Source organism: Actinopolymorpha pittospori (assembly GCF_014873875.1).
In the GTDB taxonomy this organism is placed as follows: domain Bacteria; phylum Actinomycetota; class Actinomycetes; order Propionibacteriales; family Actinopolymorphaceae; genus Actinopolymorpha; species Actinopolymorpha pittospori.
In genome coordinates this window covers 3,075,626-3,096,491 of sequence record NZ_JADBEM010000001.1, presented here as the reverse complement: position 1 = coordinate 3,096,491, position 20,866 = coordinate 3,075,626, and the positions used below count along the sequence as shown (strand labels likewise).

Sequence of the window (20,866 nt, the reverse complement as noted above, 5' to 3'; positions counted from 1 at the left end):
TCTCACGGTCGAGCGCGCTCGACCCCAGTCGCCGAGAGAGGAGGGCCGATCATGGCACGCGGCACAATGCACACCCAGAAGGAGACCCGCCGGAGGCGTAACGCCCCGACGCACGACTCGACGAGCCTCACCCGCGACGGTGAGGTCCGCGGCCCGAGCCTCTTCGATCTGACCGGCCGGGAGGACTGGAGCGAGACCGTCATCCGTTGGTTCGACACCTGGCGGCGCGCTCCTCAGGCCCAGGTCTTCGAGGCGACCGACTGGGCACGCCTCGGCCTGCTGGCCGCGATCGTCGAGTCCTACTCCCGGAAGCCCTCCGCGGCGGCCCTGTCTGAGATCCGGATGAACGAGGAGCGCCTCGGCGCGACGTTCGTCGACCGCATGAGGGCCCGTATGCACATCGAGGCCGAGGACGGCGACGACGCCCCGGTCGTGAGCCTCGTCGACGCCCGAGCGGACCTCGCGGCCCGTCTCCGGTCGGGCAGTGATTAGCGCCGTAAAGGCTGTCGTCTCCCTCGCGTCGTTCCCGCTGGACGGCTCCGTCCGCACGCTCGGCTGGCAGGTCATCGGCTGGGTCGAGGGCATGCTCCGACAGCCCGACGGCGACGAGGCCGGGAGCCCGTTCCGGCTCACGCCCGAACAGATCAACTTCGTCCTGTGGTTCTACGCCGTCGACGACCGCGGCAGGTTCGTGTATAGACGCGCGGTTCTCCGGCGCTCGAAGGGCTGGGGCAAGTCGCCGTTCCTGGGCGCCCTGTGTCTAGCAGAGCTGTGCGGCCCGGTCCGCTTCGGCGGCTGGGACGCGGCCGGAGAGCCCCTCGGCATCCCTCACCCGATGCCCTGGGTCAACCTCGCGGGCGTCTCGGAGACCCAGACCCAGAACACGATGACCGTCGTCCTGAGCATGCTCGAAGGCGCCCCGGCGACCGACGAGTACGGCCTCGACGTCGGCCTCACGCGCATCTTCGCCCCTGGTGGGGGCCGGCTCCTCCCGATCACGGCGTCCTCCTCGACCCAGGAGGGCGCCCGCCCGAGCTTCGCTGTGATGGACGAAACCCATCACTGGACCGAGAGCAACGGCGGCTGGAAGCTCGCCCGGGTCATCCGACGCAACCTCGCGAAGTCCCGCGACGGCTCGGCCCGCTCGATCGAGACGACCAACGCCCACGCCCCGAGCGAGGAAAGCGTCGCGGAGTCCAGCTATCAGGACCACCTCGCGATCGCCGAGGGGCGAGCCCGCGAGGCCGGCCTCCTCTACGACTCCCGCGAGGCCCCCGGCTTCGTCGACCTGGCCGACCCCGAGCTGCTCCTCGAAGGGCTCCGCGCGTCCTACGGCGATGCGACCTGGGTCGACCTGGAGCGCATCCGCTCCGAGGTCTACGACCCCTCGACGCCCCCGGAGGAGTCGCGGCGGTTCTACCTGAACCAGATCGTCGCCGCGGCTGACTCCTGGGTCGCGCCGGCCGAGTGGGACGCGAACGAAGACCCGAACCTCGCCCCGCTGGCGGACGGCGAGACCGTGACCCTCGGCTTCGACGGCTCGCTCACCGACGACTCATCGGCCCTCGTCGCGGTCCGCGTGAGCGACGGCGCCCCGTTCCTGCTGGGCCTGTGGGAGAAGCCCTCGGGCCCTGCCGGCGTCGGCTGGGAGGTCGACAAGAGCGTCGTCCGTGGCTACGTCGGCAATGCGTTTACACGCTTCGATGTCGTCGCGTTCTTCTCCGACGTCGCGTACTGGGAGACCGACGTCGACGCCTGGCGTGACGAGTACGCCGAGAAGCTCCTCGTGAAGGCCACGACCCGTCATGCGGTCGCCTGGGACATGCGCGCCCACGCCGCCGACACGGTGCGAGCGGTCGAGGCGCTGAACCGGGCCATCGTCGACCACGAGGCCCCCCACGACGGCGACGCCCGGCTACGGCGTCACGTCCTGAACGCTCGCCGCCGGCCCAACCGCTGGGGCGTGAGCTTCGGCAAAGAGACGCGCGAATCCACGAAGAAGGTCGACGCCCTGGCGGCGCTCGTCCTCGCGCGCATGGCACGGACACGAGTCCTCGCCGAGAACGTACTCAGCAAACGTCGAGGCCGCGTCGGGCGGCTCGTCGGCTTCTAACACGACACGACCAGGGAGGTCGCATGGCTCTGACCCCCGACGCCGTGCTGAAGCTAGCCGAAGAGCTGATTCCCCAGCACCGCGCCATGCTCGACCCTAACCATCACCACGGGCGTATCCGGCGGTACCTCCGGGGCCAGCATGACCTGCCGTACATGCCGAAGAAGGCAAAGCGAGAGTACAGAATCCTCGCCGAGCGGTCCATCACAAACTGGCTCCCGCTGATCTCGGACACCTTCTCGAAGATGCTTTGGGTGGACGGCTACCGGGCCTCGACCGCGAGTGACAACTCTCAGGCGTGGCGGTACTGGCAGGCAAACAAGCTTGACGCCCGGCAGAGCATCGCCCACCGTGGCGCCCTGGAGTACGGGGCCTCTTATGTGCTCGTCCTCCCGGGCGAGCCCGACCCGTTGATCCGACCGATCTCGCCGCTGCGGACGCTCGCCTTCTACGAGGACGACGACGACGAGTGGCCGGTGCACGCCCTTATTTTCAAGGGCCGGCGTATCGACGGCGCGACGTTGTATCAGCTCCTTGAGGGCGGATCGGTGCACCTGGTCGCCGAGAATCGGCCGGGCTCGGGCGAGCTGGAGTACATCGGCGAGGAGGTACACAACCTTCCGCATGTTCCGCTCGTCCGCTTCCGCGACCGGCTCGACGGCGAGGCCCGCGGGATCATCGCGCCGGTAATCAACATCCAGGACCGGATCAACGAGTCGGTCTTCACTCTGATGATTGCTCTTCAGTATGCGAGCTTCCGTCAGCGTTGGGCGACTGGCCTTGCCATCCCGGTCGACGACGAGACCGGCCTTCCGATCGAGCCCTTTGAGGCCGCGGTCGACCGGCTCTGGGTCTCGGATAACCCCGAGGCTCGGTTTGGGGACTTCCCGCAAACCGACGTTAGCGGGCACCTGACGACGTATCAGTCGGCCGTGAAAACGCTGGCGTCCATCTCTCAGATCTCCCCGCTCGTCTTCCTCGGCGACCTCGTGAACCTCGCGGCGGACGCTCTCGCGTCTGTCGAGGCCACAACGACCCGTAAGGGCGGCGAGTTCGAGACGAACTTCGGCGAATCTTGGGAGCAAGTCTTCCGGCTCGCGTCGCTGGCGGACGGCGACATTGACGGCGCCTCTGACGAGGAGTCGGAGGTCCGCTGGCGCGAGTCTGAAGCCCGCGCTCTGGCGAGCACGGTGGACGCGCTCGGGAAGATGGCGCAGATGCTCATGGTGCCCGTTGAGGGCCTGTGGGATCGCATCCCGGGCGTGACCGATGGCGACGTCACACGCTGGCGGGAGATGGCCCAGAGGGGCGACGGCCTGACGGCACTCGCGAACGCCCTCACGGCGAACGCAGAGGCGACGACTACCGCGTCGAGCTTTGCTCCGGCGCCGGCTCCAGCACCCGCGCCTGACTCGCCTAACCCGTAATCCCAGGCGCCCGCGCCCTAGTCCACCGGAGGCGTGAGCATGCCCGCGACGAAGGAGGGCTTGGCCCTGGCCGAGGCGCACCGCCTCGCTCAGAAGGCGAACACCGACCAGGCCCTCCTCTCGGTCACGGCTGCCTTTCAGGGACTCCTCGACCCGAAGGACCTCGACAAGTCCTACCGGGCGTACGCGAAGGTCGCTGCGACCATCGTCAACGGGCACCGGGCAAAGTCCTCCGGCCTCGCCGCGTCGTTCTATCAGGCGTTGCGCGCGATGGAGACGACCGCTCCGCCCCTGGAGTCGGTCGGCCTGGCCGAGGACGTGAACCCAGTAGCGCTGGACACGTCCCTCGCGGTCACGGGCCCGGTCGCGGCGAAGGCGAAGATTGCCGGCGGGATCTCGCCGACGGACGCCCTCGTCCAGGCGCTGCAGATGACGCTCGGCGCGGTGACCCGGCACGTCGAGGACGGCGGCCGGGACACGATCCGTAAGGCCGTCCAGAGCGACTCTCTCGCGACCGGCTGGGCCCGGCGCTCCGGCGGCAACCCCTGCTCTTTCTGCGCCATGCTGATCGGGCGCGGCCCGGCGTACAAGTCGTCGGGCTCCAGCTCGTTTCGGACACACGACCACTGCCACTGTGAGGCCGTCCCGGTTTTCGAGGGCGACACCGGCTGGACCGCCCAGGCGACGGAGTTCCGCGCCGTCTGGGACGAGTCGACGGTCGGCCTCAGCGGCAAGGAGGCCCGGGCGGCGTTCAACCGCGCCCACTCTGAGCGCTGGCCGATGGCGAGCCCTGCCCAGGTCCGCACGGCGGCCTACGGCCAGCACGTCGTAAAGACGGCCGAGGCCATCGCGAAGAAGGCAGCCGAGGAAGCCGCGGCAGCGGCGAAGGCGGCCGAGGAGCTGGCGGCCAAGGCGGCGGCGAAGGAAGCCGCGAAGGTCAAGAAGTGGAAGGGCAAGCCGGCGCCCACCGCGCCAAAGTCCCCCACCGCCCCGAAGACCGCGAAGCAAAAGGCCCTCGACGACTGGCTCGGCAAGGTCAACGCCCGCTACGACGCCCTCGGCACCGGGAAGAAGCTCTCCCAGAGCTTCAACTACTCCTACGTCGAGCGCGTCATCGAGCACGGCGACCTGGGCGCCCTGGACTACCTGAAGGCGAACCGGTACATCGACGACGCTCTCGAGTCCGAGGCGAAGGCGGCCCTGAAGGCGAGCGAAGGCTTCACCCCGGCGGACGAGACGGCGTACAAGAAGGCGCTGCGGTCCTACAAGAACAACTCCACCCGCTACACGAGGTACCTCGCCGAGTGGCGAGAGGTCAACGGGATCTCCGTCCAGCTCAAGGGCATGGACGGCGCCCTCGACTTCACCTCCGACCGCGCGGCGCTCGACTGGGCGGGGAAGACCTTCCACCGGTTCGACAAGAACGACGCCGCCAAGCGCGCGCTGAAGACCTACACGGGCGGCTCCTACCGAGCCTGGAACGACGCCCTGCGGGCAGAGGCCGACGGCACTGCCCTGCCGAAGGGCTGGGAGGACCTGACGCGCGACGCGGACGCCGGCATCGACCGGAGCCCGTTCCCCGAGGACACCTACGTCCGACGTGGGACCGCCTTCGACGAGTTCGAGTTCGACGGTGGGCTCCGTACGGCGCACATCCCGCCCCCGGACCCCCGCGAGCTGATCGGGACGGTCCAGACCCAGCACGGCTACATGAGTACGTCGATCGGCACCACGGCCGCGTTCTCACACAGCCCGGTGCAGATCCTCGTCCGGGTTCCTCAGGGTCACAACGGCGCCTACGTCGACTACTTCTCCAACTTCACAGGCGAGCGGGAGGTCCTCCTCCAACGTTCGACGGACCTCTTCATTCACGCCGTCTACAAGGTCGGCAGGACCTGGCACATCGAGGCCGAGGTCATTCCCGCGGGCGTCGACCCGGCGAGCCTCAAAGGCCACCCGACCATGCCTCGCGCTTCGCGTGCGTGAGTAGTATCATGAATCTCGGGAAGTGAGAACCATGATCGAGAAACAGCCGCTAGCCCTGACCTACGCCCCACCGAGATACCCCCGGCACTCCTACACAGGCGAGGGCGAGATCGTCACCGTCCGCGTAGGGCGCGAGATCGTCGGCCACCTGACCCGCCAGGGCGACGCGGTTGGCTGGGACGCCACCGCGCCCCCCTACACCGATGCCGGCATCGTCCGGCGCATCGTCGAGGATGCCCTCCGGGCCGGCGCCGCCCAGGGTCGCTCCCTGGACGAGGTGTGGCGAGAGATCCTCGCCTCCGTCCAGCACGAAGACCCCGTAACAGCACCCCTAGACGGCCTCCAGGGCTAGACCCCGAGGCAATCCGGCGGCCGGACGACCGGCCACAGGGCTCCGCCGGAGGCGTTTACACGCAGGCCCTCATCGCATAGGCGGTGAGGGCCTTTGCTTTGCCCACTTCCCCAAGGCCCTGGACAGGTTCCAGGGCCTTTCGCGTACCCAGGAGGACGTAGAACATGGCGGAAGGCGTTACCGACGCCCCAGAGGCCCCGCAGGGCGCCGCTGAGGCACCCGCGACCGAGACCCCGACCGCTGAGGGCAGTGCCCCGAAGTGGGAAGGCGACTTCAACCCCGACCGCGCGGCGCGGCTCGTCGACAACTTGCGCGGCGACAACGCGAAGCTGAAGGAGACCCTCGGGGACCTTCAGAAGCGGCTCGGCGAGAAGGAAGACGCGGAGAAAACGGAGCTTCAGCGGATCATCGAGCGGGCCGAGAAGGCCGAGCGCGAGGCCGCCGAGCACCGAACAGCTCTCACGGTGGCGAAGGCCGCCCGAGAGCACGGCGTCCCGGACGAGCTGCTCGGCTTCCTGTCCGGCGCCAACGAGGAAGAGATCCAGGCGAAGGCAAAGCTCCTCGCCGAAAAGCTCGGGACGGCCGGAAAGACTCCGGAGCTTCCCGGCAAGCCGAAGCCGAAGCTCGTTCCCGGCAACGGAAGCGACGCCGACCCTGGCGACCTCGACCCGCACGCCATCGCGGAGCGCATTCGCGCCCGCTACTGATCCTCCTGAAAGGACCCACGCCTAACCATGGCTAACACCTTCTACACCCCCGCGCAGGTCGCCAGCGTGGCCCTCGCGCTCGTCCGGGGCGACCTCGTGCTTGCCCGGACCGTCAACCGCGACTACGAGGCCGGCTTCGGCGGCGGCCGGGGCACCGTGGTCAACGTCCGGAAGCCGGCGACCCTGAACGCCCGGAAGCGGAGCATCGGGGCCGGTACCGCGATCCAGACTGACAGCATCTCGGAAAGCACCGTCGCGGTGACCATGACGGACATGATCTACTCGGCGGTCGACCTGACCGACGAGGACCTGTCCCTGAACCTGGAGGACTTCGGCCGCCAGGTGCTCGCGCCTCAGGTGACCGCGGTTGCCGAGGAGGTCGAGGACACCGTCGTCGCGGCCTTCCAGGCCCTCGCCGAGAGCGCCGTGGCTGTCGCCGGCTCGTACAGTGCAACCAACCCGACTGCGCAGTTCGTGACGCTTCGTCAGATCCTCCGTGACCGCAAGGTCCCGGCGACGAACCTGACGGCGGCGGTGGGCACCGGCGTTTACGCCGACCTGCTCAACTCCGGCGCCCTGAAGGGCTACGACCAGAGCGGCTCGACGGATGCCCTCCGTAACGCTGAGGTCGGCAAGGTCCACGGCTTCACGATCATCGAGTCCAACCGGCTCGCGCACGACGAGATCGTCGCCTACCACCGCGACGCCTTCACGCTGGCGATCCGGGCCCCGCGCGTGCCCGAGGGTGTGTCCTTCGGTCAGAGCGCGTCCGGCGACGGATTCGCGATGCGGTACATCCGCGACTACGACTCCTCGCTCCTGGCCGACCGGAGCGTCGTGTCGACGTTCATCGGCTGCCAGGCGATGAACATGGTCGAGCAGGGCACCGGGGCGACCGTTGTCCCGGCGGTCCGCGTGCTGACCAGCACGACCGCCTGATCTAGGGCGTGAGTCTACACACGAGGAGTTCTGACCATGGCTCTGCCTTCGCTCGCGCCGGTCTCGGCGCTCGAAGTCCGGCTCGGCGTTGACGTCGGGTCGCTCGCTGGCGCTGACCTCGCGCGGGCGGAGGCGGACCTGGCCGACGCCTCGGCGCTCGTCCGAAACGAGGCCGGCTGCGATTGGGTCGCCGTCGACGGCGTGACCATCACGGCGCCCGATCCGGTCGTAGCGGTCGTCGTGCGCGCCGCCCTCCGGTCCTACCGCAACCCGGACGGCTACCAGGGCGAGAACCTGGGCGGCTCGTACTCCTACCAGTACGCCCAGGGCGAGACCGGCGTCTACCTCACGGCTGACGAGATTCGGGTCGTCCAGCTCGCCGCGCGGGGCGCAGGTACAGGCGGGCTCACGACGGTCCGCGTCCTACCCGCGTACGACCGCACACGAAGGCCCGTCCCCCGCGAGGAGTGGGACCACCCCGACCCGTGGCGGTGGTCGCTGTGAGCCTCCGGAACCTGCCCGATGAGGTAACCATCCTCCGGGCCTCGGGAACCGACGCCTACGGCAATCCTGGCGCCTCCTGGGAGTCCCCCTCGACCTCGACGGTCCGGGGCTTCCAGGTCCGGCGGGACCAGCTCCTCCTACCGCCCGACGCGGACGTCCAGCTCGGCGACCGAGTGCGTGTAAACGGCGTCACCTACGCAGTCGAGGGCGAGCCGAACCTCGTCCGCTCCATGCGGGCGGCCGTTCTCGTGACGGTCGGCCTCGCGCGGCTGGAGGTCACCAGTGGCTAGTGCGAAGGTCCGGCTCGATCACGCCGGCATCGCCGAGGTCCTCCGGAGCGGCGAAGTACGCGCCGCCCTCGACGACCTCGCGGGGACCGTCGCCGGCAACGCCAGCTCGTCGCCGGAGTGGCAGCGCTATGCCGCCCGTGGCGAGGTGCGGGTCGCGAGCTACACGACCGACCGCGCTGCGGCTGCTGTGACGCTCGCGCACCCGGGCGGGCTCGGCATGCAGGCGAAGCACGGCACGCTCACCCGGGCTGCCGGCGCTGCGGGCCTGGAGGTCCGCGAGCGTGGCTAGGCCGATCGTTGACTTCCCGGACGCGATCCTCGCGACGCTGGGCGTCCTGCGCGCCCGGGTCGCCTCGGCGACCTTCGGCACGAAGGCGCCCGAGGAGTACCCCACGGCCCCGGCCGCGCCTTACGTCGCGGTCGCGGTCGACAGCTCGACCGTCCGCTACCCGGTCACCGAGACGGTCTCCCTCCGGCTCGCCGTATGGGGCGTGGACGACGCGAGCGGCTATGCCCTGGCCCGGCACCTGCGGGCCGTCCTGCTGGCCTACGAGGGCGGCCCAGAGGTCCGCTCGTACGGCCCCCTGACCGGGCCGATACCGACGACGGACCCGGCCACGGGCTCGCCTCTTTCTACGTTCACAGTCGCGGCGCGGCTGCGACCGACCATTTACTGAGGAGTTACTGATGGCGGGAGACGCCACCAACGCCGCGCAGTGGGCAAACGCGGATGTCTACGTTGCCCCGGTGGGCACCGCTGGCCCGGCCGACGTCACGAGCGCATGGGCCACGGCCTGGAAGGCCGGCGGCCTGCTCGACGGCGAGGAAGGTTTCACCGAGACCCGCGAGGACCAGTCGAGCGAGAAGTACGCCTGGGGCGGGCTCCTCGTCAAGCGCACGAAGTCCCAGCACAAGCGGACGATCACGTTCGTCGCCCTGGAGGACAACGACACCATCTTCGGCATCGTCAACCCCGGCTCTACCCGGACCGTTGACGAAGCGAGCAGCCTGACGACCTCGGCCGTGAGGGTCCCCACCTCTGCCGAGTTCGCGATCGGCTTCGAGGTCCGTGACGGCGACACGGTTAAGCGCCGGATCGTCAAGCGGGCCACCGTCGACAGCATCGACGACGTTACCGAGACCGAGTCCGACGTCACCGTGTACTCGATCACCGTCGTCCTTTACCCCGAGGCGGACGGCACGCTCTACACGGAGCTCAAGGGCACCCTCACCCCCTGATCTACCCCCTCTAAAAAGGCCCGGGATACGCCAAGCGCGGAGCGTGTCCCGGGCCTCTGCCTTTCCGCGCCCAATCCGCGCCCGCAAGGAGACTTTCACCGATGGCTGACTCCACCCCCGCGAAGGCCGAGGCACGCGGCGAGTCTGTCGCGTTCGAGTACGACGGCGACTCCTACGTCGTTCCCCCGCCGATGGAGTGGGACGTCGACGTCTTGGAGGCGTACGAGGACGGCAAGGTCGCGACCACCGTCCGCGCGCTTCTGGGCGCCTCCCAGTGGGCGAAGTTCCGCTCGAAGCCGCGCACGGTCCAGTCGCTTAACGATCTCTTCGTGTCGCTTCAGACTGCGATGGGCCTGGAGGGAAACTAGCCGGGCTCCTCGTCCTACTCCGCGACCAGTCCGATGCCGTAGAGGCCGACCTACAGCGCTTCTACGGCATCGACATTGCGGAGTTCTGGCGCGGGAGCCTTTCCGCGAGGCGGCTCTATGCCCTCGTTAGCAATCTGCCGCCCGGCTCGGCTACGTGGGCGCATCAGAACCGCGTTCCCGTCGGCTGGACGCTCACCGACGTCCTCCTGGCCGACGTCTACCACGCACTCACCGGAGAGCCCCACCCCGCCCGACCGAAGGGCATGGAGGACCGGCCGGCCTCCGATTCTCTCGCCGCGCGACTGAAAGCCCAGCGCGAGCGGCTCTCACCAAGTCAGTAAGGAGGGCTCCTCGCCGTGTCCAACGTCGGTTACGCGACCCTTCAAATCATCCCGTCCGCCAAGGGCTTTCAGTCGGCCCTGACAAAGGAGACGGCCGTCCCGATGGCGGCCAGCGGTAAGGCTGGCGGGCAGGCGTTCGGCGGTGGGCTCCTCACGATGGCGAAGGGCTTTGCCGGCCCGATCGCCGCAGCTTTCGCGGGACAGGCGGTCTTCAACTTCCTGAAGGACTCGGTATCGGGCGCCTCCGACCTGAACGAGACCGTCTCGAAGACGAAGGTCGTTTTCGGCGACGCCGCGGACGAAGTTCTGAACTACGCGAAGACCGCGAACACCAGTCTCGGCCAGACGCAGCAGTCGGCCCTCGACGGCGCCTCGACCTTCGGCGTGTTCGGGAAGGCGGCCGGCCTCACCGGGAAGGACCTCGCCGGCTTCTCGACCGGCCTCACCGGACTGTCCGGCGACCTGGCGTCGTTCTACAACACCTCACCCGAGGACGCCATCACGGCGATCGGTGCGGCGCTGCGCGGGGAGTCCGAGCCTATTCGGCAGTACGGCGTGCTCCTCGACGACGCCTCGCTTCGTCAGCAGGCGCTCGCCATGGGCCTGATCGCAACCACGAAGACCGCTCTCACGCCTCAGCAACGGGTCCTCGCCGCCCAGGCGCTCATCATGAAGCAAACCGCGGTGGCTCAGGGCGACTTCGCCCGTACCTCCGGCGGTCTGGCTAACCAGCAGCGAATCTTGTCCGCGCAGTTTTCGGACCTGAAGACGAAGCTCGGCGCCGCGCTACTCCCGGTCGTCACCAGCGCCATCACCCTCTTCAACAAGTGGCTGCCCTCGCTCCAGAGCGCGGCTGGCGCACTCGGCGGAATCCTGGGGCCTGCCCTCAAAACGGCCGGCGCAGTACTGAGCGGTTTTGTCGCCGCGATCAGCGGCAGCCAGGGGACGACGGTAGGTGTCTTCGGAGTCATCGGGGGCGCCACTCGCACCCTGCGCGACGTCTTCGGCCAGCTCGCGAGCTTCGTCACGGGTGGCCTGCTGCCCTCGGTCGTGTCGCTGGTGAAGTACATCGGGTCGAGTCTGGCGCCGATCTTCCAGAGCGTCTGGTCGATCCTGCAAGGCCAGGTCCTGCCCATCATCGCGAGCCTCGCGTCGTTCTTCGTCGGCACGCTACTGCCGGCGATCCTGGGCATCTACCAGGCGATCGCGCAGCGGCTGAAGCCGGTCTTCGACACCCTCGTCGCGACCTACCGGAAAAACGTCCTCCCGGCTCTCGAGCAGGTGCTCGCCAAGTTCCGCGAGTGGCAGCCGACCATACAGCGGGTTATCTCCGTCGTGGTTCAGGTCACGGGCTTCGTCCTGAAGCTCGCCGCCGCGATCCTCGGGAAGGTGCTCCCGCCGCTGATCAAGTTCGCGGGCTTCCTGCTCGTGAACGTCGTCGGCGCGATCGTCACCGTGATCGGCTGGGTCGTAAAGATCATCGGAAAGGTCATCGACTTCGGCTCGACCGTCGTCGGCGCGGTGGGCAAGGTCGGCCAGTTCGTCTCCGGCCTGAAGGCAAAGTTCGGCGAGGCCGTCAGCTTCGTCGGCGGAGTCCCCGGCAAGGTCAAGAAGTCGCTCGGCAATCTCGGAAGCCTGCTCCTGAGTGCCGGTAAGGACATCATCCGCGGCCTGATCGCCGGCATGGGAGACATGATCGGCGCCGTCGAGGACAAGGTGTCCGGGATCGTCGACGGGATCAAGTCGAAGATCACCGGAGCGCTCAAGATTCACTCGCCGTCGCGGGTGATGATGGGCTACGGCCAGAACATCAGCGAGGGCCTCGCCATCGGCATCCAGCAGGCGGCCCCGAAGGTCAACAAGGCCGCGGCAGCCCTGACGGCCTTCTCGGAAACCTCGACCGGGGGCCTGTCGATCGCCGACGCCAAGCGTGCGGGCGGATTCCTGGGCGGCGACACCTACGTGTTCAACGGCCGGAACCTCGACATCAACGAGCAGACGATCGCCCCGGTCATTCACGGGGCTCGGGTACGCACCCGAGTAGGGAGGCCGCGCTAAATGGCTCTCGATTGGTTCGCGAGCGTGGTCTGGACCGGGCCCGACGGGCGGTCCTGGGACCTGATGAACGGCAGCGCGGAGACCGGCGTCGTCATCCTCGACGAGGGCGTCGACGGCCTCGGCGCGGCCCCCCGGACCATCACCCGGCGCGGCATCGCGACCGGCGGCACGATCGCCAGGTGGTCGTATGCGGGCGAGCGGATCATCACGCTCCCGCTGATGCTGTACTCGGCCGCCGGCTCGGATGAGTTCCTGACGCTGCGACGGGACCTCACGAAGGCGTTTACACAGACGACCCCGCCGGCCGGCGTACCGCGTCCGGGCGTTCTTCGGATCGCCCGCCGTGACGGCACGTGGCGCGAGGTCTCCGCGGTCTACCTCGACGGGTTCGGCTGGACCGACGACAGTGGACGCGGCGTGACCGATGACGTAGCGGTCGTCCAGCTCGTCGCGACCGACCCATGGTGGTACGGCGCCCTAGAGGTCGCGGTCGACTTCCAGGCCCCGGCCCCGCGTAGTTATCTGAGCCCGTACGAGACGGTCTCGCCCGAAACGGCCTTCGGCACCCAAACGGTCCTCGTCCGCGGTGACGCGCCGGCCTCGCCGGTCTGGACCATCACCGGCCCGGCTACCTCGGTAAGCGTGGGCATCCCCGGCGGCCCCTCGTGGTCGTTCGGCGCGGTCACGAGCGGCGAGGTGATCACCGTCGACGTCGGGGCTTCCACCGTCACCGACCAGACCGGCGCGAACCGGATCGGCGACCTCGGCTGGCCGTCCTCGACGCTGTTCACCCTCCCGCCCGGCGAGGTCGATATCGCCGTTCAGATGGAGGGCTGGCAGTCCTCGCCGACGCCTTCGAGCGTGCGGCTCGCCTACCGGCCACGACTGGAGACGGCGTGACCTGGCAACTCCTCGCGCGCATGCCGGACAGGTCGATCGGCGGCTTCCTGCGCTCGTGGTCGGCAACCCTGGCCATGCGTGTAAACGAGGTCGGCTCGTGGACGCTCAGCATCCCGCCCGAGGAAACCCCGGAGGGCTGGCCGGCCCCAGGCGCGGGCGTGATCTTCCTCCGGGACGGCGAGGTCGTCGCCTCGGGCATGCTCGACGAGCGGTCCTTCGCATGGTCGGCGGACCCCGGCGATGAGGCCGAGGGGCCGGGTCTGTACTCCCTCGCGGGCGACACCGACCTCGGCCGCCTCGGCTACCGGATCGTCTACCCGACGCCAAGCGTCGCCTGGGCGGATCAGCCGAACGACAGCGCTACCAACCCCCGGGCCGGCTACTTCGTATACGGCCCGGACGAGGCCGAGGAAGTCCTCAGGGTCACGGTCAACTGGCAGGCCGGATCGCTCGCCCTGGCTACCCGCCGCGTCGCCGGCCTTCGCCTGGGCACGTCCACGGGCGCCGGGACACAGGTCACGATCCGGGAGCGCTTCACACCCCTGCTGGACGCCCTCCGTACCGTGGCTCTTGCGGGCGGTGGGCTCGTCTTCGACGTCCGCGACAACCTCAACGGGGCGATGGAGTTCGTCGTCCGGGCCCCCGCCGACAAGTCCAGGACGGCTCGCTTCGGCGTCGAGCTGGGGAACGTCCGCACCCTCTCGGTTAGCTCGGTCTCCGCTACGGCAACGGCGGCACTCGTCGCCGGCCAAGGCGACCTCGCCGCCCGCGAGCTGGTCGAGTTCTACGTCGCGGGCGAACGGCGAGAGGTCTTCGTCGATCAGCGCCAGGTCGACTCGACGGAAACGGCCGACGCCCGGTATGCGGAGTACCTGAAGGCCGCGTCCGAGGTCCTCGCGGCGTCCGGCGAGCAGACGGCCGTCTCCGCGCTGATTCAGGACACCCCAACGGTCCGCTGGCGTCGCGACTTCGACCTCGGCGACAAGGTGGCCGTGACGACGCCGTTCGGCGCTGTCGAGGATCTCGTTCGCCAAGTCGACGTCAAGATCGACGAAACCGGCCTCGAAGAGGTCACGTCCGTGATCGGCACCACTCAAGCGCAGACGGACGACCCCCTCGCTTCCACAGTCGCGGCCCTGCAACGCCGCATCTCCTACCTCGAAAGGGCCTTGTGACATGGCGGCCGACCTCTGGCCTTACTCCCAGCGTCAAGGCGGGCTTGTCAACGACCTTGAGCACGAGGCGCTCTGGCTAGCCGTCGACGACGGCATCCTTCCGGGCCAGCCCTCGACCGCGTTCGCGGTCAGCACTAGCGCCGGCACCTGGACCGTCCAGCCTGGCCGGCTCCTCATCGCGGGACACGTTCTCTCCCTCGACGCCCAGGTCCCCGGCTCGATCCCCGTGCCCACCTCCGGCACACAGCAGAGCGTCGTCGTCGCCTACCTCGACCGGACCACGGCCCCCTGGACCTACGGCGTAGCGCTCCGGACGGGCACCGCAGGCGCCGGCCGCCCGACGCTCCCGAAGTCCCCGACCGACCGCTACGAGGTCGCGCTCCGCGCGTTCACCGTCGACTCGACGGGCGCGGTCACCCTGCTGGCCGACGAGCGCCCCTTCATCAACCGCATCGGCGGCCCGACCCTCCGAGCGATCGGCGCCGACCCGTCGGCGGTGCCGCTGACCGTCCAGGGCGCGTCCGGGCAGACGGCCGACCTAGCCTCCATCCGGGACAGCGCCAGCAACGCGGCCGTCTCGGTCAGCGCGGGTCGCCGGGTAGGCATTGGAGTTCCGGCTCCGGGGTCGAGCACCCTGCACGTGAGCGCCGTTGCCACGACGGACACCACGCAACGGCTCACCCGGCGCGCCAGCCAGACCGGCGACCTGCTCCAGATCGTCACCGAAGCGGGCACGAGTCTGGTCAACGTCGACAACATCGGGAACCTCACCGTCGCGGGCAACATCGTCTCCTCCGACACGACGGACTGGGCTACCTACATCCCCAACTGGGGAAACGCCGGCTCGCCAACATTCGCGGTCCGCACCGGGCGCTGGCGGCGCATCGGGCGGAAGACCGTCGCGTTCCAGATCTACGTGAAGATCGGCACCACGGCGGGTTCAGGAACGCTTCCGGTCTGGGCCGGCCTGCCGACGAACCCGGCCCGCATCGTGCGGCAGGTGTTCGTCGGGCACACCGAGGGGCCCGGCTACACGCTCAGCGCTGTCACCTGGCCCGACGGCACCGTGGCCGCCAACGCCATTGACCGAATCCTCTACGTCAATGCCAGCGTGACGGCGAACCTCCTCGGCTCTGACTGCGCTGCGGGCATGCAGTTCTCGATCGCCGGCGTCTACGAGGAGTTGTGAGCCTCGCCATCGTCTGGACGGCCCTCGGGCTCGTCGGTCTCCTCTCGGCCGGCGTGGTCGTTTGGCGTAACGCCGCCCGCACCCAGGCCGCGGCCATCTGGAAGGACGAAGCCGCGGCGCACAAGGCACGCGGCGACCGGCTCGAAGAGGGTCTGAACGACCTGCGCCAGGAGTTCTCGGCCTACCGGGAAGAGACCACCAAGCGCATCGCCCACCTGGAGCAGGAGAACGCCACTCTCCGCGAGCTGGTCACCGGCCGCGAAGCCTGGCTAGCCCTGGAGCAAGTCACCCGCGACGCGCACGCCGAGACCATGCGCGCCATTGAGAAACTAGCAAGGAGCTTTGAGTGACCAAGCAGTTCTTCGTCGACCTGGCGGAGCGCGTCGGCGCTACCTACGTGCAGACGTTCATCGGTCTGCTCCTCCTGGCGGACCAGCTGAACCTCGACGTCCTGAAGGCTGCGGCCGTCGCATCCGTCCCGGCCGCCCTCGCGACCCTGAAGGCGATCATCAAGCAGTCCGGCATCGTCAGCGCGACCGCCCAGGCGTCCGTCGCCCAGGCCGCGAAGCCCACCGACCCGACCGCACAGTAGCCCCGGCACCGAAGGCCCCGACCCTCCCGCGTGGAGGGTCGGGGCCTTTTGTCGTTTTGGGTGGCTCCTACGCCCCCGTTGTCGTTAGCGGCGCCGACCGGCGTAGGAGCAAGCGACGACCGGCGCCTCGGCAGTATCCAGCCGGGACGCCCTTGTCCCGGCGTTACGAAGGAACCGCTCGTAATCAGAACGTACCCGGCAATCCTGTGTCGATCCTGTGTGAACACCCCCCGGCCCGTTGGCCCTCTAGTCCGTCGTCCACCTAAACCGACGGAGGGGAGAGATCCCGTGGCGGAGTTCGTCACAAAGGACAGCGGCGCCCGCGCCGAGTACGACAGCGGCATGGTCCGGGACACGGAGGAGGGCAAGCCCCGATTCGACCTCCTCCTGCCCCTGGGCGTCCCGTACTCGGCTCAGTTGCTTACACGGATCGCCGAGCACATGGCCCGCGGCGCCGTGAAGTACACCGACCGCAACTGGGAGAAGGCCCAGGGCCCGGAGGAGCTCGCGCGTTACAAGTCGAGCGCACACCGTCACCTGATGCAGTGGCTTGCGGAGGACCGCGAGGAAGATCATGCGGCGGCGGTGTTCTTCAACCTCCTGGCGGCCGAGACCGTCCGCTATAAGATGACGACGAAGATCTGAACCCTCTGAAGGCCCCGTCCTGAGGCGCTCTTGCTCCCCGAGCGCCCCAGGGCGGGGTCTTTTTGGCGTTATGCAGGGTCGGGGTCCGTCTTGAGGCTGAGGCCGAGCGCATCCAAAGTCGCGGCGATGCCGCAACGGACGCCGATGTCCAGACACCTCAGCTGCTCCTCGCTCAGCGCCGACCACCCTGCACTGCCCCCCGCACACTGCTCGGCGACCCTCCGCGCCCGCTCGATGATCTCTCTCCGCATCTCCCCCGCCCCCTCGATAGTTGATTAGCCGGTGCTAACTACAAGCCATCGGGCACGGACTCTGTTCCGAGAGTGACGGAGGCACTACCTATCGAGAGGAGAGCCTTCGACTTACGGGCGCTCCTCGGAACTGCACGAAGCGGGGCCTTTCGGCGTTTCACCCCAAAGGTGCGCGCGTTGTCTTACGCGGCGGTGTAAGATCGGCGCCTGTGGCGACGAAGACCAGGGCAGCGCTCGAAAGCGACGCGGTGCGTATCCTGCGCGGGCTCCGTTCGCTGGGCGAGGGCGACCGCGAGCGCCGCACGATGCTCATGCGGGACCTGAGCGAAACTCTGGTGAACCTGCGCGAGCACTTCCTCACGAAGGACGGCACCCCGGACTGGGCGGGCCGTGCCTGGGCGTACCGGCGACTCGTCCGCGACCTCTACGGCGAGGCGGGCATCCCGCCCGAGGACGCCACGCCCCTACAGGCCGCAAGCCGGTACCACATCGGCAACATCCTGCGCGAGCGTCTCAAGCCGGAGGAGCTGGAAGACCTCGGTCTCGGCCCTGGCCCCCGCGAGCGCGTGCGCGCGGCTCACGAGGAGCGGAGCAACCTCCTTGCCACCCTCAAGGGCGACGGCGAGAACCCGGAAGTCATACGCGCCTTCTCTGTGGCGTTCACACTCCTGGAGCGGGTCTCGGACGAGGCTGTCGCCGAGCTGCGCGGGGCAGACCGCCGAGCGGCGCGGACCCTGCTGCGCAAGATCGCCGAGCGTGCGGAGCAGCTCCGGACGCTCTGACCATGTAGGAAGTGCAGGAACTACCTACATTCTCTATTCCTCCTCAAGGACTCTCTCTCTTGAAGCGGAATACAGAATGTAGGTAGTTCCTGCATTTTTACATGCCCTCGGGCCTTGCCCAGGCGCTCCCGCTCATCTCTGAACATCCCCGGGGCCACTGGCCCTCTAGACGGACGTCCCCATCCCGACCCCTTGAGAGGGGCGTCCGTGACTACTCCCAAGATCAGCACGATCTCACGGGGCGGTTCTCGGCTCTACGTCCACCCAGATACGGCCGTAAAGGTCCCTGGCGTGACGTCCGTCGTGAACATGCTTCCGAAGGGCTTCCTGAAGTTCTGGGCCTCGAAGGCCGTCGCCGAGTACGCCGTCGAGAACCTCGGCGAGCTGGTCGGCATCTCCATGCGCGACAAGTCCGCGGCAGTCGACCTCCTGAAGCGCGCTCCTGACCGCGACACCGCGCGGGCCGCGGAGGTCGGCACCGAGGTGCACGACGTCTTCGAGGGCATGGCCCGCGGCGAAGCTCCTCGGCGCCTGCACCCCGACATCAAGGTCTATGCCGACCACTTCCAATCCTTCCTGGCCGAGTTCGAGCCCGAGTTCGTCTTCATGGAAGAGACCGTCTGGAGCGAGAAGCACTCCTACGCCGGCTCTTTCGACGTCCTCGGCCGCATCGGCGGCGAGCTGGTGATCGGCGACTGGAAGACTACCCGCTCCGGCGTTCACGAAGAGGTCGCGCTCCAGCTCTCGGCCTACCGGCACGCCGACTACATCATCCGGCCCGACGGCTCCAAGGTCCCCATGCCTGACATCGAGGGCGGCTTCGTCCTCCACGTCCGTCCGGAGGGCTGGGGCCTGTTCCCGATCCGCTGCGACGAGGCGGTCTTCAAGTACTTCCTCAGCCTCCGCGAGGTCTTCGACTGGGACCGCGAGATCAAGGGCGGCGTCATCGGCAACCCCATCAACACCAACCCATCCTCGGGCGCCACTTCCGGCCCCCGTACCCGCGCCCCGAGAAAGGCTGCCACGAAGTGATCACCGAAGCTGACCGTGAGGACGTAATCTGGCTCGCCGGCCTCCTGGAGGGCGAGGGCACCTTCGACCTTCACCGCGGGAAGTACCCCCGCGTCCGGGTCGCGATGTGCGACCGCGACGTGGTAGGCCGAGCCGCGACCCTCTTCGGCTCCACGATCCGCCTCACCCTGAAGCCGGCACCGTTCCAGGCGACCTGGCACGCGGAGATCTCCGGCGCTCGGGCGGTCGAGATCATGACGGCGGTCCTCCCCCACATGGGCGCCCGGCGGTCCGCGAAGATCGCCGAGGTGCTCGGGCGCGCGGCGATGCGTAAGGAGACGCGCGGATCTATCCCCGGTCCTCGCCTCACTCGTCCCCCGGGCCTTCTCCACTCCTCGAAGTGAACACCCCCGGGGCTACTGGCCCTCTAGCCAAGCGTCCCTGACATCTCGCGGGGCTCGGGCTTTGAACGCCGCCCGGCTCAAACGACCCGGCTCAACAGGGCGCCCGCGCGTCTCGAAAGGATCACCCTTGTCTCTTCGTATCTGGGAGACCGACCCCGAAAGCGCCCCGAAGCCTCGCCAGAGGTTCTCGGACGATCTCGTCGGTCGGTTCCGCTCGGGCTACCAGGTAAACAAGCGGCCGATGAGCCTGGAGAAGTGGCGAGTCACGACCGGCGACCCTGACGTCGCGGACGCCGTTCACTCCATGTTCGGAGGCGACGCGCCCCAGGAGTGGGAGGCGACGGGCGAAGACGGTCTCGAAGTCTTCACCGAGGCCAAGCGCGTCAAGGTCATCATCGACAGCCCGAAGGCGCTCCGCTCCGAGATGGTCCTGTGGGGCCGTGCCGGCGCGATCCGGCGATGCGATGGGGTCGAGCAGCACGGCGAGGACGCCGAGGGCCGTGCGTGCGAGTGCCCAGCCACCTACGCCGACCGAAAGGCCGCCGCGACCAAGGGCACCGGCTGCCAGCCGAACGTCACCCTCTTCTTCACCCTGGCCGACGACCCGGCGCTCGGAAAGTTCAAGTTCACCTCCGGCTCGTGGTCGCTCGTCCGCGACCTGGGCCCCGTCGAGGATGCACTCGCGGCGATCGACGGGCCGGCCATCGCATGGCTCGGCCTGGAGGTCGTCGAGTTCGAGACGAGGGAGGGTGCGAAGCGGAAGTTCACCAAGCCAGTTATCGAGGTGATCGGCCGCGTGTCCTCCGCGAACAACGGCGAGGCGCCTCCGTTCTGACCCAGTGCGTGAGTTAATCCGCGCACTTCCCGGCCCTGGGGCTAGCTGGACCTGTCCGGCCGGCCCCGGGGCCGCTGGCTTCGTAAGGAGACCAATGCACGTTTACACGCTCGGCCCGGACGGCTCGCGGAGCTACGTCCACGGCCCGGCGGACCTCCAGGGCTCGACCGCCGACCTCCTCGTGACCGGCGAGCCCTCCGAACGCCAGATGTCCAAGTGGGCTGTGGCTCTCGGCCTCGCGGTCGTCCGCGGCGCGTCCGTTCGGCGGGAGCTGTGAGCAACCCCGCGAAGGCGCGCGGCACCCGATGGGAAACCGCCCTCGTCCGCGCGCTGGCGGCCTTCTGGCAGCTCCGCTACGGGCTCAAGCCCTTCAAGCCGAGGCAGGAAGGCCGGAACGACGTCGGCGACCTCCAGGGCTTCTCACCGTTCATCGGCCAGGCGAAGGACTGGGCCTCCTGGCAGGACGCGATCCGCGAGGGCCTGGACGGCGCCGAGAGGCAGCGTTTGAACGCAGGTGAGGCGTACGGCGTCGCGTTCGTCAAGCGCGCCCGCCGGCCCGTCGGCGCCGGCTACGCCGTGATGACCGTCGCCACCTGGGCGCGGCTTTTGATCCGTCTTCGCCGCGCCGAGTACCTCCTGACCCGCCATGCGCCGGAGGCATTCGCCGCGCACGCGGCCGAGACCGCGGCGGATCTCGCCGAGGACTTTCCGAGCTGAACACCCCCGCGCCGGCTGGCCCTCTCTCAGACCACACACAA

The 20,866-nt window shown here is 68.7% G+C and carries 26 protein-coding genes; all 26 read left to right on the top strand.

Translation table 11 applies throughout. From position 1 onward, the window contains the following. Positions 1–51 precede the first annotated feature (51 nt). Positions 52–492 carry a phage terminase small subunit gene (locus HEB94_RS14725; protein ID WP_192750417.1) on the top strand — a complete coding sequence of 147 codons (441 nt, stop codon included), beginning with the start codon at positions 52–54 and terminating at the stop codon, positions 490–492. Then, complete coding sequence (locus HEB94_RS14720; RefSeq protein ID WP_202896349.1) at positions 485–2,113, top strand: hypothetical protein; 1,629 nt, start codon at positions 485–487, stop codon at positions 2,111–2,113. The genes HEB94_RS14725 and HEB94_RS14720 overlap by 8 nt, the downstream gene beginning before the upstream one ends. A gap of 23 nt (positions 2,114–2,136) precedes the next feature. Then, a complete protein-coding gene (locus HEB94_RS14715) occupies positions 2,137–3,540 on the top strand; it encodes a phage portal protein (protein ID WP_192750416.1) in 1,404 nt (467 codons plus the stop codon). A gap of 39 nt (positions 3,541–3,579) precedes the next feature. Next, complete coding sequence (locus tag HEB94_RS14710; RefSeq protein ID WP_192750415.1) at positions 3,580–5,526, top strand: VG15 protein; 1,947 nt, start codon at positions 3,580–3,582, stop codon at positions 5,524–5,526. A 31-nt stretch (positions 5,527–5,557) separates the two neighbouring features. Continuing rightward, positions 5,558–5,878 carry a hypothetical protein gene (locus HEB94_RS14705; RefSeq protein ID WP_192750414.1) on the top strand — a complete coding sequence of 107 codons (321 nt, stop codon included), beginning with the start codon at positions 5,558–5,560 and terminating at the stop codon, positions 5,876–5,878. Between the two features lie 164 nt (positions 5,879–6,042). Further along, the gene (locus tag HEB94_RS14700; protein ID WP_192750413.1) at positions 6,043–6,585 is read left to right on the top strand and encodes a hypothetical protein; all 543 of its coding nucleotides are present in this window, start codon (positions 6,043–6,045) and stop codon (positions 6,583–6,585) included. A 27-nt stretch (positions 6,586–6,612) separates the two neighbouring features. Next, positions 6,613–7,524: a major capsid protein gene (locus HEB94_RS14695; RefSeq protein WP_192750412.1), complete on the top strand. Its 912-nt coding sequence runs from the start codon at positions 6,613–6,615 to the stop codon at positions 7,522–7,524. Between the two features lie 36 nt (positions 7,525–7,560). Continuing rightward, positions 7,561–8,028, top strand: coding sequence for a hypothetical protein (locus HEB94_RS14690; protein ID WP_192750411.1), 468 nt, complete (start codon positions 7,561–7,563; stop codon positions 8,026–8,028). After that, complete coding sequence (locus HEB94_RS14685) at positions 8,025–8,318, top strand: hypothetical protein (RefSeq protein WP_192750410.1); 294 nt, start codon at positions 8,025–8,027, stop codon at positions 8,316–8,318. The genes HEB94_RS14690 and HEB94_RS14685 overlap by 4 nt, the downstream gene beginning before the upstream one ends. Next, positions 8,311–8,607 carry a hypothetical protein gene (locus tag HEB94_RS14680; protein ID WP_192750409.1) on the top strand — a complete coding sequence of 99 codons (297 nt, stop codon included), beginning with the start codon at positions 8,311–8,313 and terminating at the stop codon, positions 8,605–8,607. Before HEB94_RS14685 ends, HEB94_RS14680 begins: the two co-directional genes overlap by 8 nt. Continuing rightward, positions 8,600–8,995, top strand: a complete 396-nt coding sequence (locus HEB94_RS14675) for a hypothetical protein (protein ID WP_192750408.1) — start codon at positions 8,600–8,602, stop codon at positions 8,993–8,995. Before HEB94_RS14680 ends, HEB94_RS14675 begins: the two co-directional genes overlap by 8 nt. 10 nt (positions 8,996–9,005) lie before the next feature. Next, on the top strand, positions 9,006–9,557 hold the full coding sequence (locus HEB94_RS14670; RefSeq protein ID WP_192750407.1) for a phage tail tube protein: 552 nt from the start codon (positions 9,006–9,008) through the stop codon (positions 9,555–9,557). Between the two features lie 101 nt (positions 9,558–9,658). Then, the gene (locus HEB94_RS14665) at positions 9,659–9,925 is read left to right on the top strand and encodes a hypothetical protein (protein WP_192750406.1); all 267 of its coding nucleotides are present in this window, start codon (positions 9,659–9,661) and stop codon (positions 9,923–9,925) included. A 356-nt stretch (positions 9,926–10,281) separates the two neighbouring features. Beyond that, positions 10,282–12,324 carry a phage tail protein gene (locus HEB94_RS14660; RefSeq protein ID WP_192750405.1) on the top strand — a complete coding sequence of 681 codons (2,043 nt, stop codon included), beginning with the start codon at positions 10,282–10,284 and terminating at the stop codon, positions 12,322–12,324. Further along, the gene (locus HEB94_RS14655; RefSeq protein WP_192750404.1) at positions 12,325–13,224 is read left to right on the top strand and encodes a phage tail family protein; all 900 of its coding nucleotides are present in this window, start codon (positions 12,325–12,327) and stop codon (positions 13,222–13,224) included. Then, complete coding sequence (locus HEB94_RS14650) at positions 13,221–14,399, top strand: Gp37-like protein (RefSeq protein WP_192750403.1); 1,179 nt, start codon at positions 13,221–13,223, stop codon at positions 14,397–14,399. Before HEB94_RS14655 ends, HEB94_RS14650 begins: the two co-directional genes overlap by 4 nt. A 1-nt stretch (position 14,400) precedes the next feature. Then, positions 14,401–15,588 (top strand): hypothetical protein, encoded by a 1,188-nt coding sequence (locus tag HEB94_RS14645; protein WP_192750402.1) that lies wholly within the window; start codon positions 14,401–14,403, stop codon positions 15,586–15,588. Beyond that, positions 15,585–15,938, top strand: coding sequence for a hypothetical protein (locus tag HEB94_RS14640; protein WP_192750401.1), 354 nt, complete (start codon positions 15,585–15,587; stop codon positions 15,936–15,938). Before HEB94_RS14645 ends, HEB94_RS14640 begins: the two co-directional genes overlap by 4 nt. After that, the gene (locus tag HEB94_RS14635; RefSeq protein ID WP_192750400.1) at positions 15,935–16,180 is read left to right on the top strand and encodes a holin; all 246 of its coding nucleotides are present in this window, start codon (positions 15,935–15,937) and stop codon (positions 16,178–16,180) included. Before HEB94_RS14640 ends, HEB94_RS14635 begins: the two co-directional genes overlap by 4 nt. 288 nt (positions 16,181–16,468) lie before the next feature. Beyond that, on the top strand, positions 16,469–16,825 hold the full coding sequence (locus tag HEB94_RS14630; RefSeq protein WP_192750399.1) for a dATP/dGTP diphosphohydrolase domain-containing protein: 357 nt from the start codon (positions 16,469–16,471) through the stop codon (positions 16,823–16,825). Positions 16,826–17,285: 460 nt separating this feature from the next. Then, positions 17,286–17,858 (top strand): hypothetical protein, encoded by a 573-nt coding sequence (locus HEB94_RS14625; RefSeq protein ID WP_192750398.1) that lies wholly within the window; start codon positions 17,286–17,288, stop codon positions 17,856–17,858. Positions 17,859–18,149: 291 nt separating this feature from the next. Continuing rightward, entirely contained in the window at positions 18,150–18,890 is a 741-nt protein-coding gene (locus tag HEB94_RS14620; protein WP_192750397.1) for a hypothetical protein, read from the top strand. After that, on the top strand, positions 18,887–19,273 hold the full coding sequence (locus HEB94_RS14615; RefSeq protein WP_192750396.1) for a hypothetical protein: 387 nt from the start codon (positions 18,887–18,889) through the stop codon (positions 19,271–19,273). The genes HEB94_RS14620 and HEB94_RS14615 overlap by 4 nt, the downstream gene beginning before the upstream one ends. Positions 19,274–19,400: 127 nt before the next feature. Continuing rightward, positions 19,401–20,108, top strand: a complete 708-nt coding sequence (locus HEB94_RS14610; RefSeq protein WP_192750395.1) for a recombination directionality factor — start codon at positions 19,401–19,403, stop codon at positions 20,106–20,108. 94 nt (positions 20,109–20,202) lie between these two features. Then, positions 20,203–20,385 (top strand): hypothetical protein, encoded by a 183-nt coding sequence (locus tag HEB94_RS14605; RefSeq protein ID WP_192750394.1) that lies wholly within the window; start codon positions 20,203–20,205, stop codon positions 20,383–20,385. After that, the gene (locus HEB94_RS14600) at positions 20,382–20,825 is read left to right on the top strand and encodes a hypothetical protein (RefSeq protein WP_192750393.1); all 444 of its coding nucleotides are present in this window, start codon (positions 20,382–20,384) and stop codon (positions 20,823–20,825) included. Before HEB94_RS14605 ends, HEB94_RS14600 begins: the two co-directional genes overlap by 4 nt. Positions 20,826–20,866: the final 41 nt, after the last annotated feature.

Excerpts from the sequence above, each read along its gene's own strand:
- HEB94_RS14695 (WP_192750412.1), top strand. The coding sequence starts at position 6,613 with ATGGCTAACACCTTCTACACCCCCGCGCAGGTCGCCAGCGTGGCCCTC.
- HEB94_RS14645 (WP_192750402.1), top strand. The coding sequence starts at position 14,401 with ATGGCGGCCGACCTCTGGCCTTACTCCCAGCGTCAAGGCGGGCTTGTC.
- HEB94_RS14690 (WP_192750411.1), top strand. The coding sequence starts at position 7,561 with ATGGCTCTGCCTTCGCTCGCGCCGGTCTCGGCGCTCGAAGTCCGGCTC.
- HEB94_RS14665 (WP_192750406.1), top strand. The coding sequence starts at position 9,659 with ATGGCTGACTCCACCCCCGCGAAGGCCGAGGCACGCGGCGAGTCTGTC.
- HEB94_RS14605 (WP_192750394.1), top strand. The coding sequence starts at position 20,203 with ATGCACGTTTACACGCTCGGCCCGGACGGCTCGCGGAGCTACGTCCAC.
- HEB94_RS14715 (WP_192750416.1), top strand. The coding sequence starts at position 2,137 with ATGGCTCTGACCCCCGACGCCGTGCTGAAGCTAGCCGAAGAGCTGATT.
- HEB94_RS14705 (WP_192750414.1), top strand. The coding sequence starts at position 5,558 with ATGATCGAGAAACAGCCGCTAGCCCTGACCTACGCCCCACCGAGATAC.
- HEB94_RS14725 (WP_192750417.1), top strand. The coding sequence starts at position 52 with ATGGCACGCGGCACAATGCACACCCAGAAGGAGACCCGCCGGAGGCGT.
- HEB94_RS14710 (WP_192750415.1), top strand. The coding sequence starts at position 3,580 with ATGCCCGCGACGAAGGAGGGCTTGGCCCTGGCCGAGGCGCACCGCCTC.
- HEB94_RS14670 (WP_192750407.1), top strand. The coding sequence starts at position 9,006 with ATGGCGGGAGACGCCACCAACGCCGCGCAGTGGGCAAACGCGGATGTC.
- HEB94_RS14655 (WP_192750404.1), top strand. The coding sequence starts at position 12,325 with ATGGCTCTCGATTGGTTCGCGAGCGTGGTCTGGACCGGGCCCGACGGG.
- HEB94_RS14700 (WP_192750413.1), top strand. The coding sequence starts at position 6,043 with ATGGCGGAAGGCGTTACCGACGCCCCAGAGGCCCCGCAGGGCGCCGCT.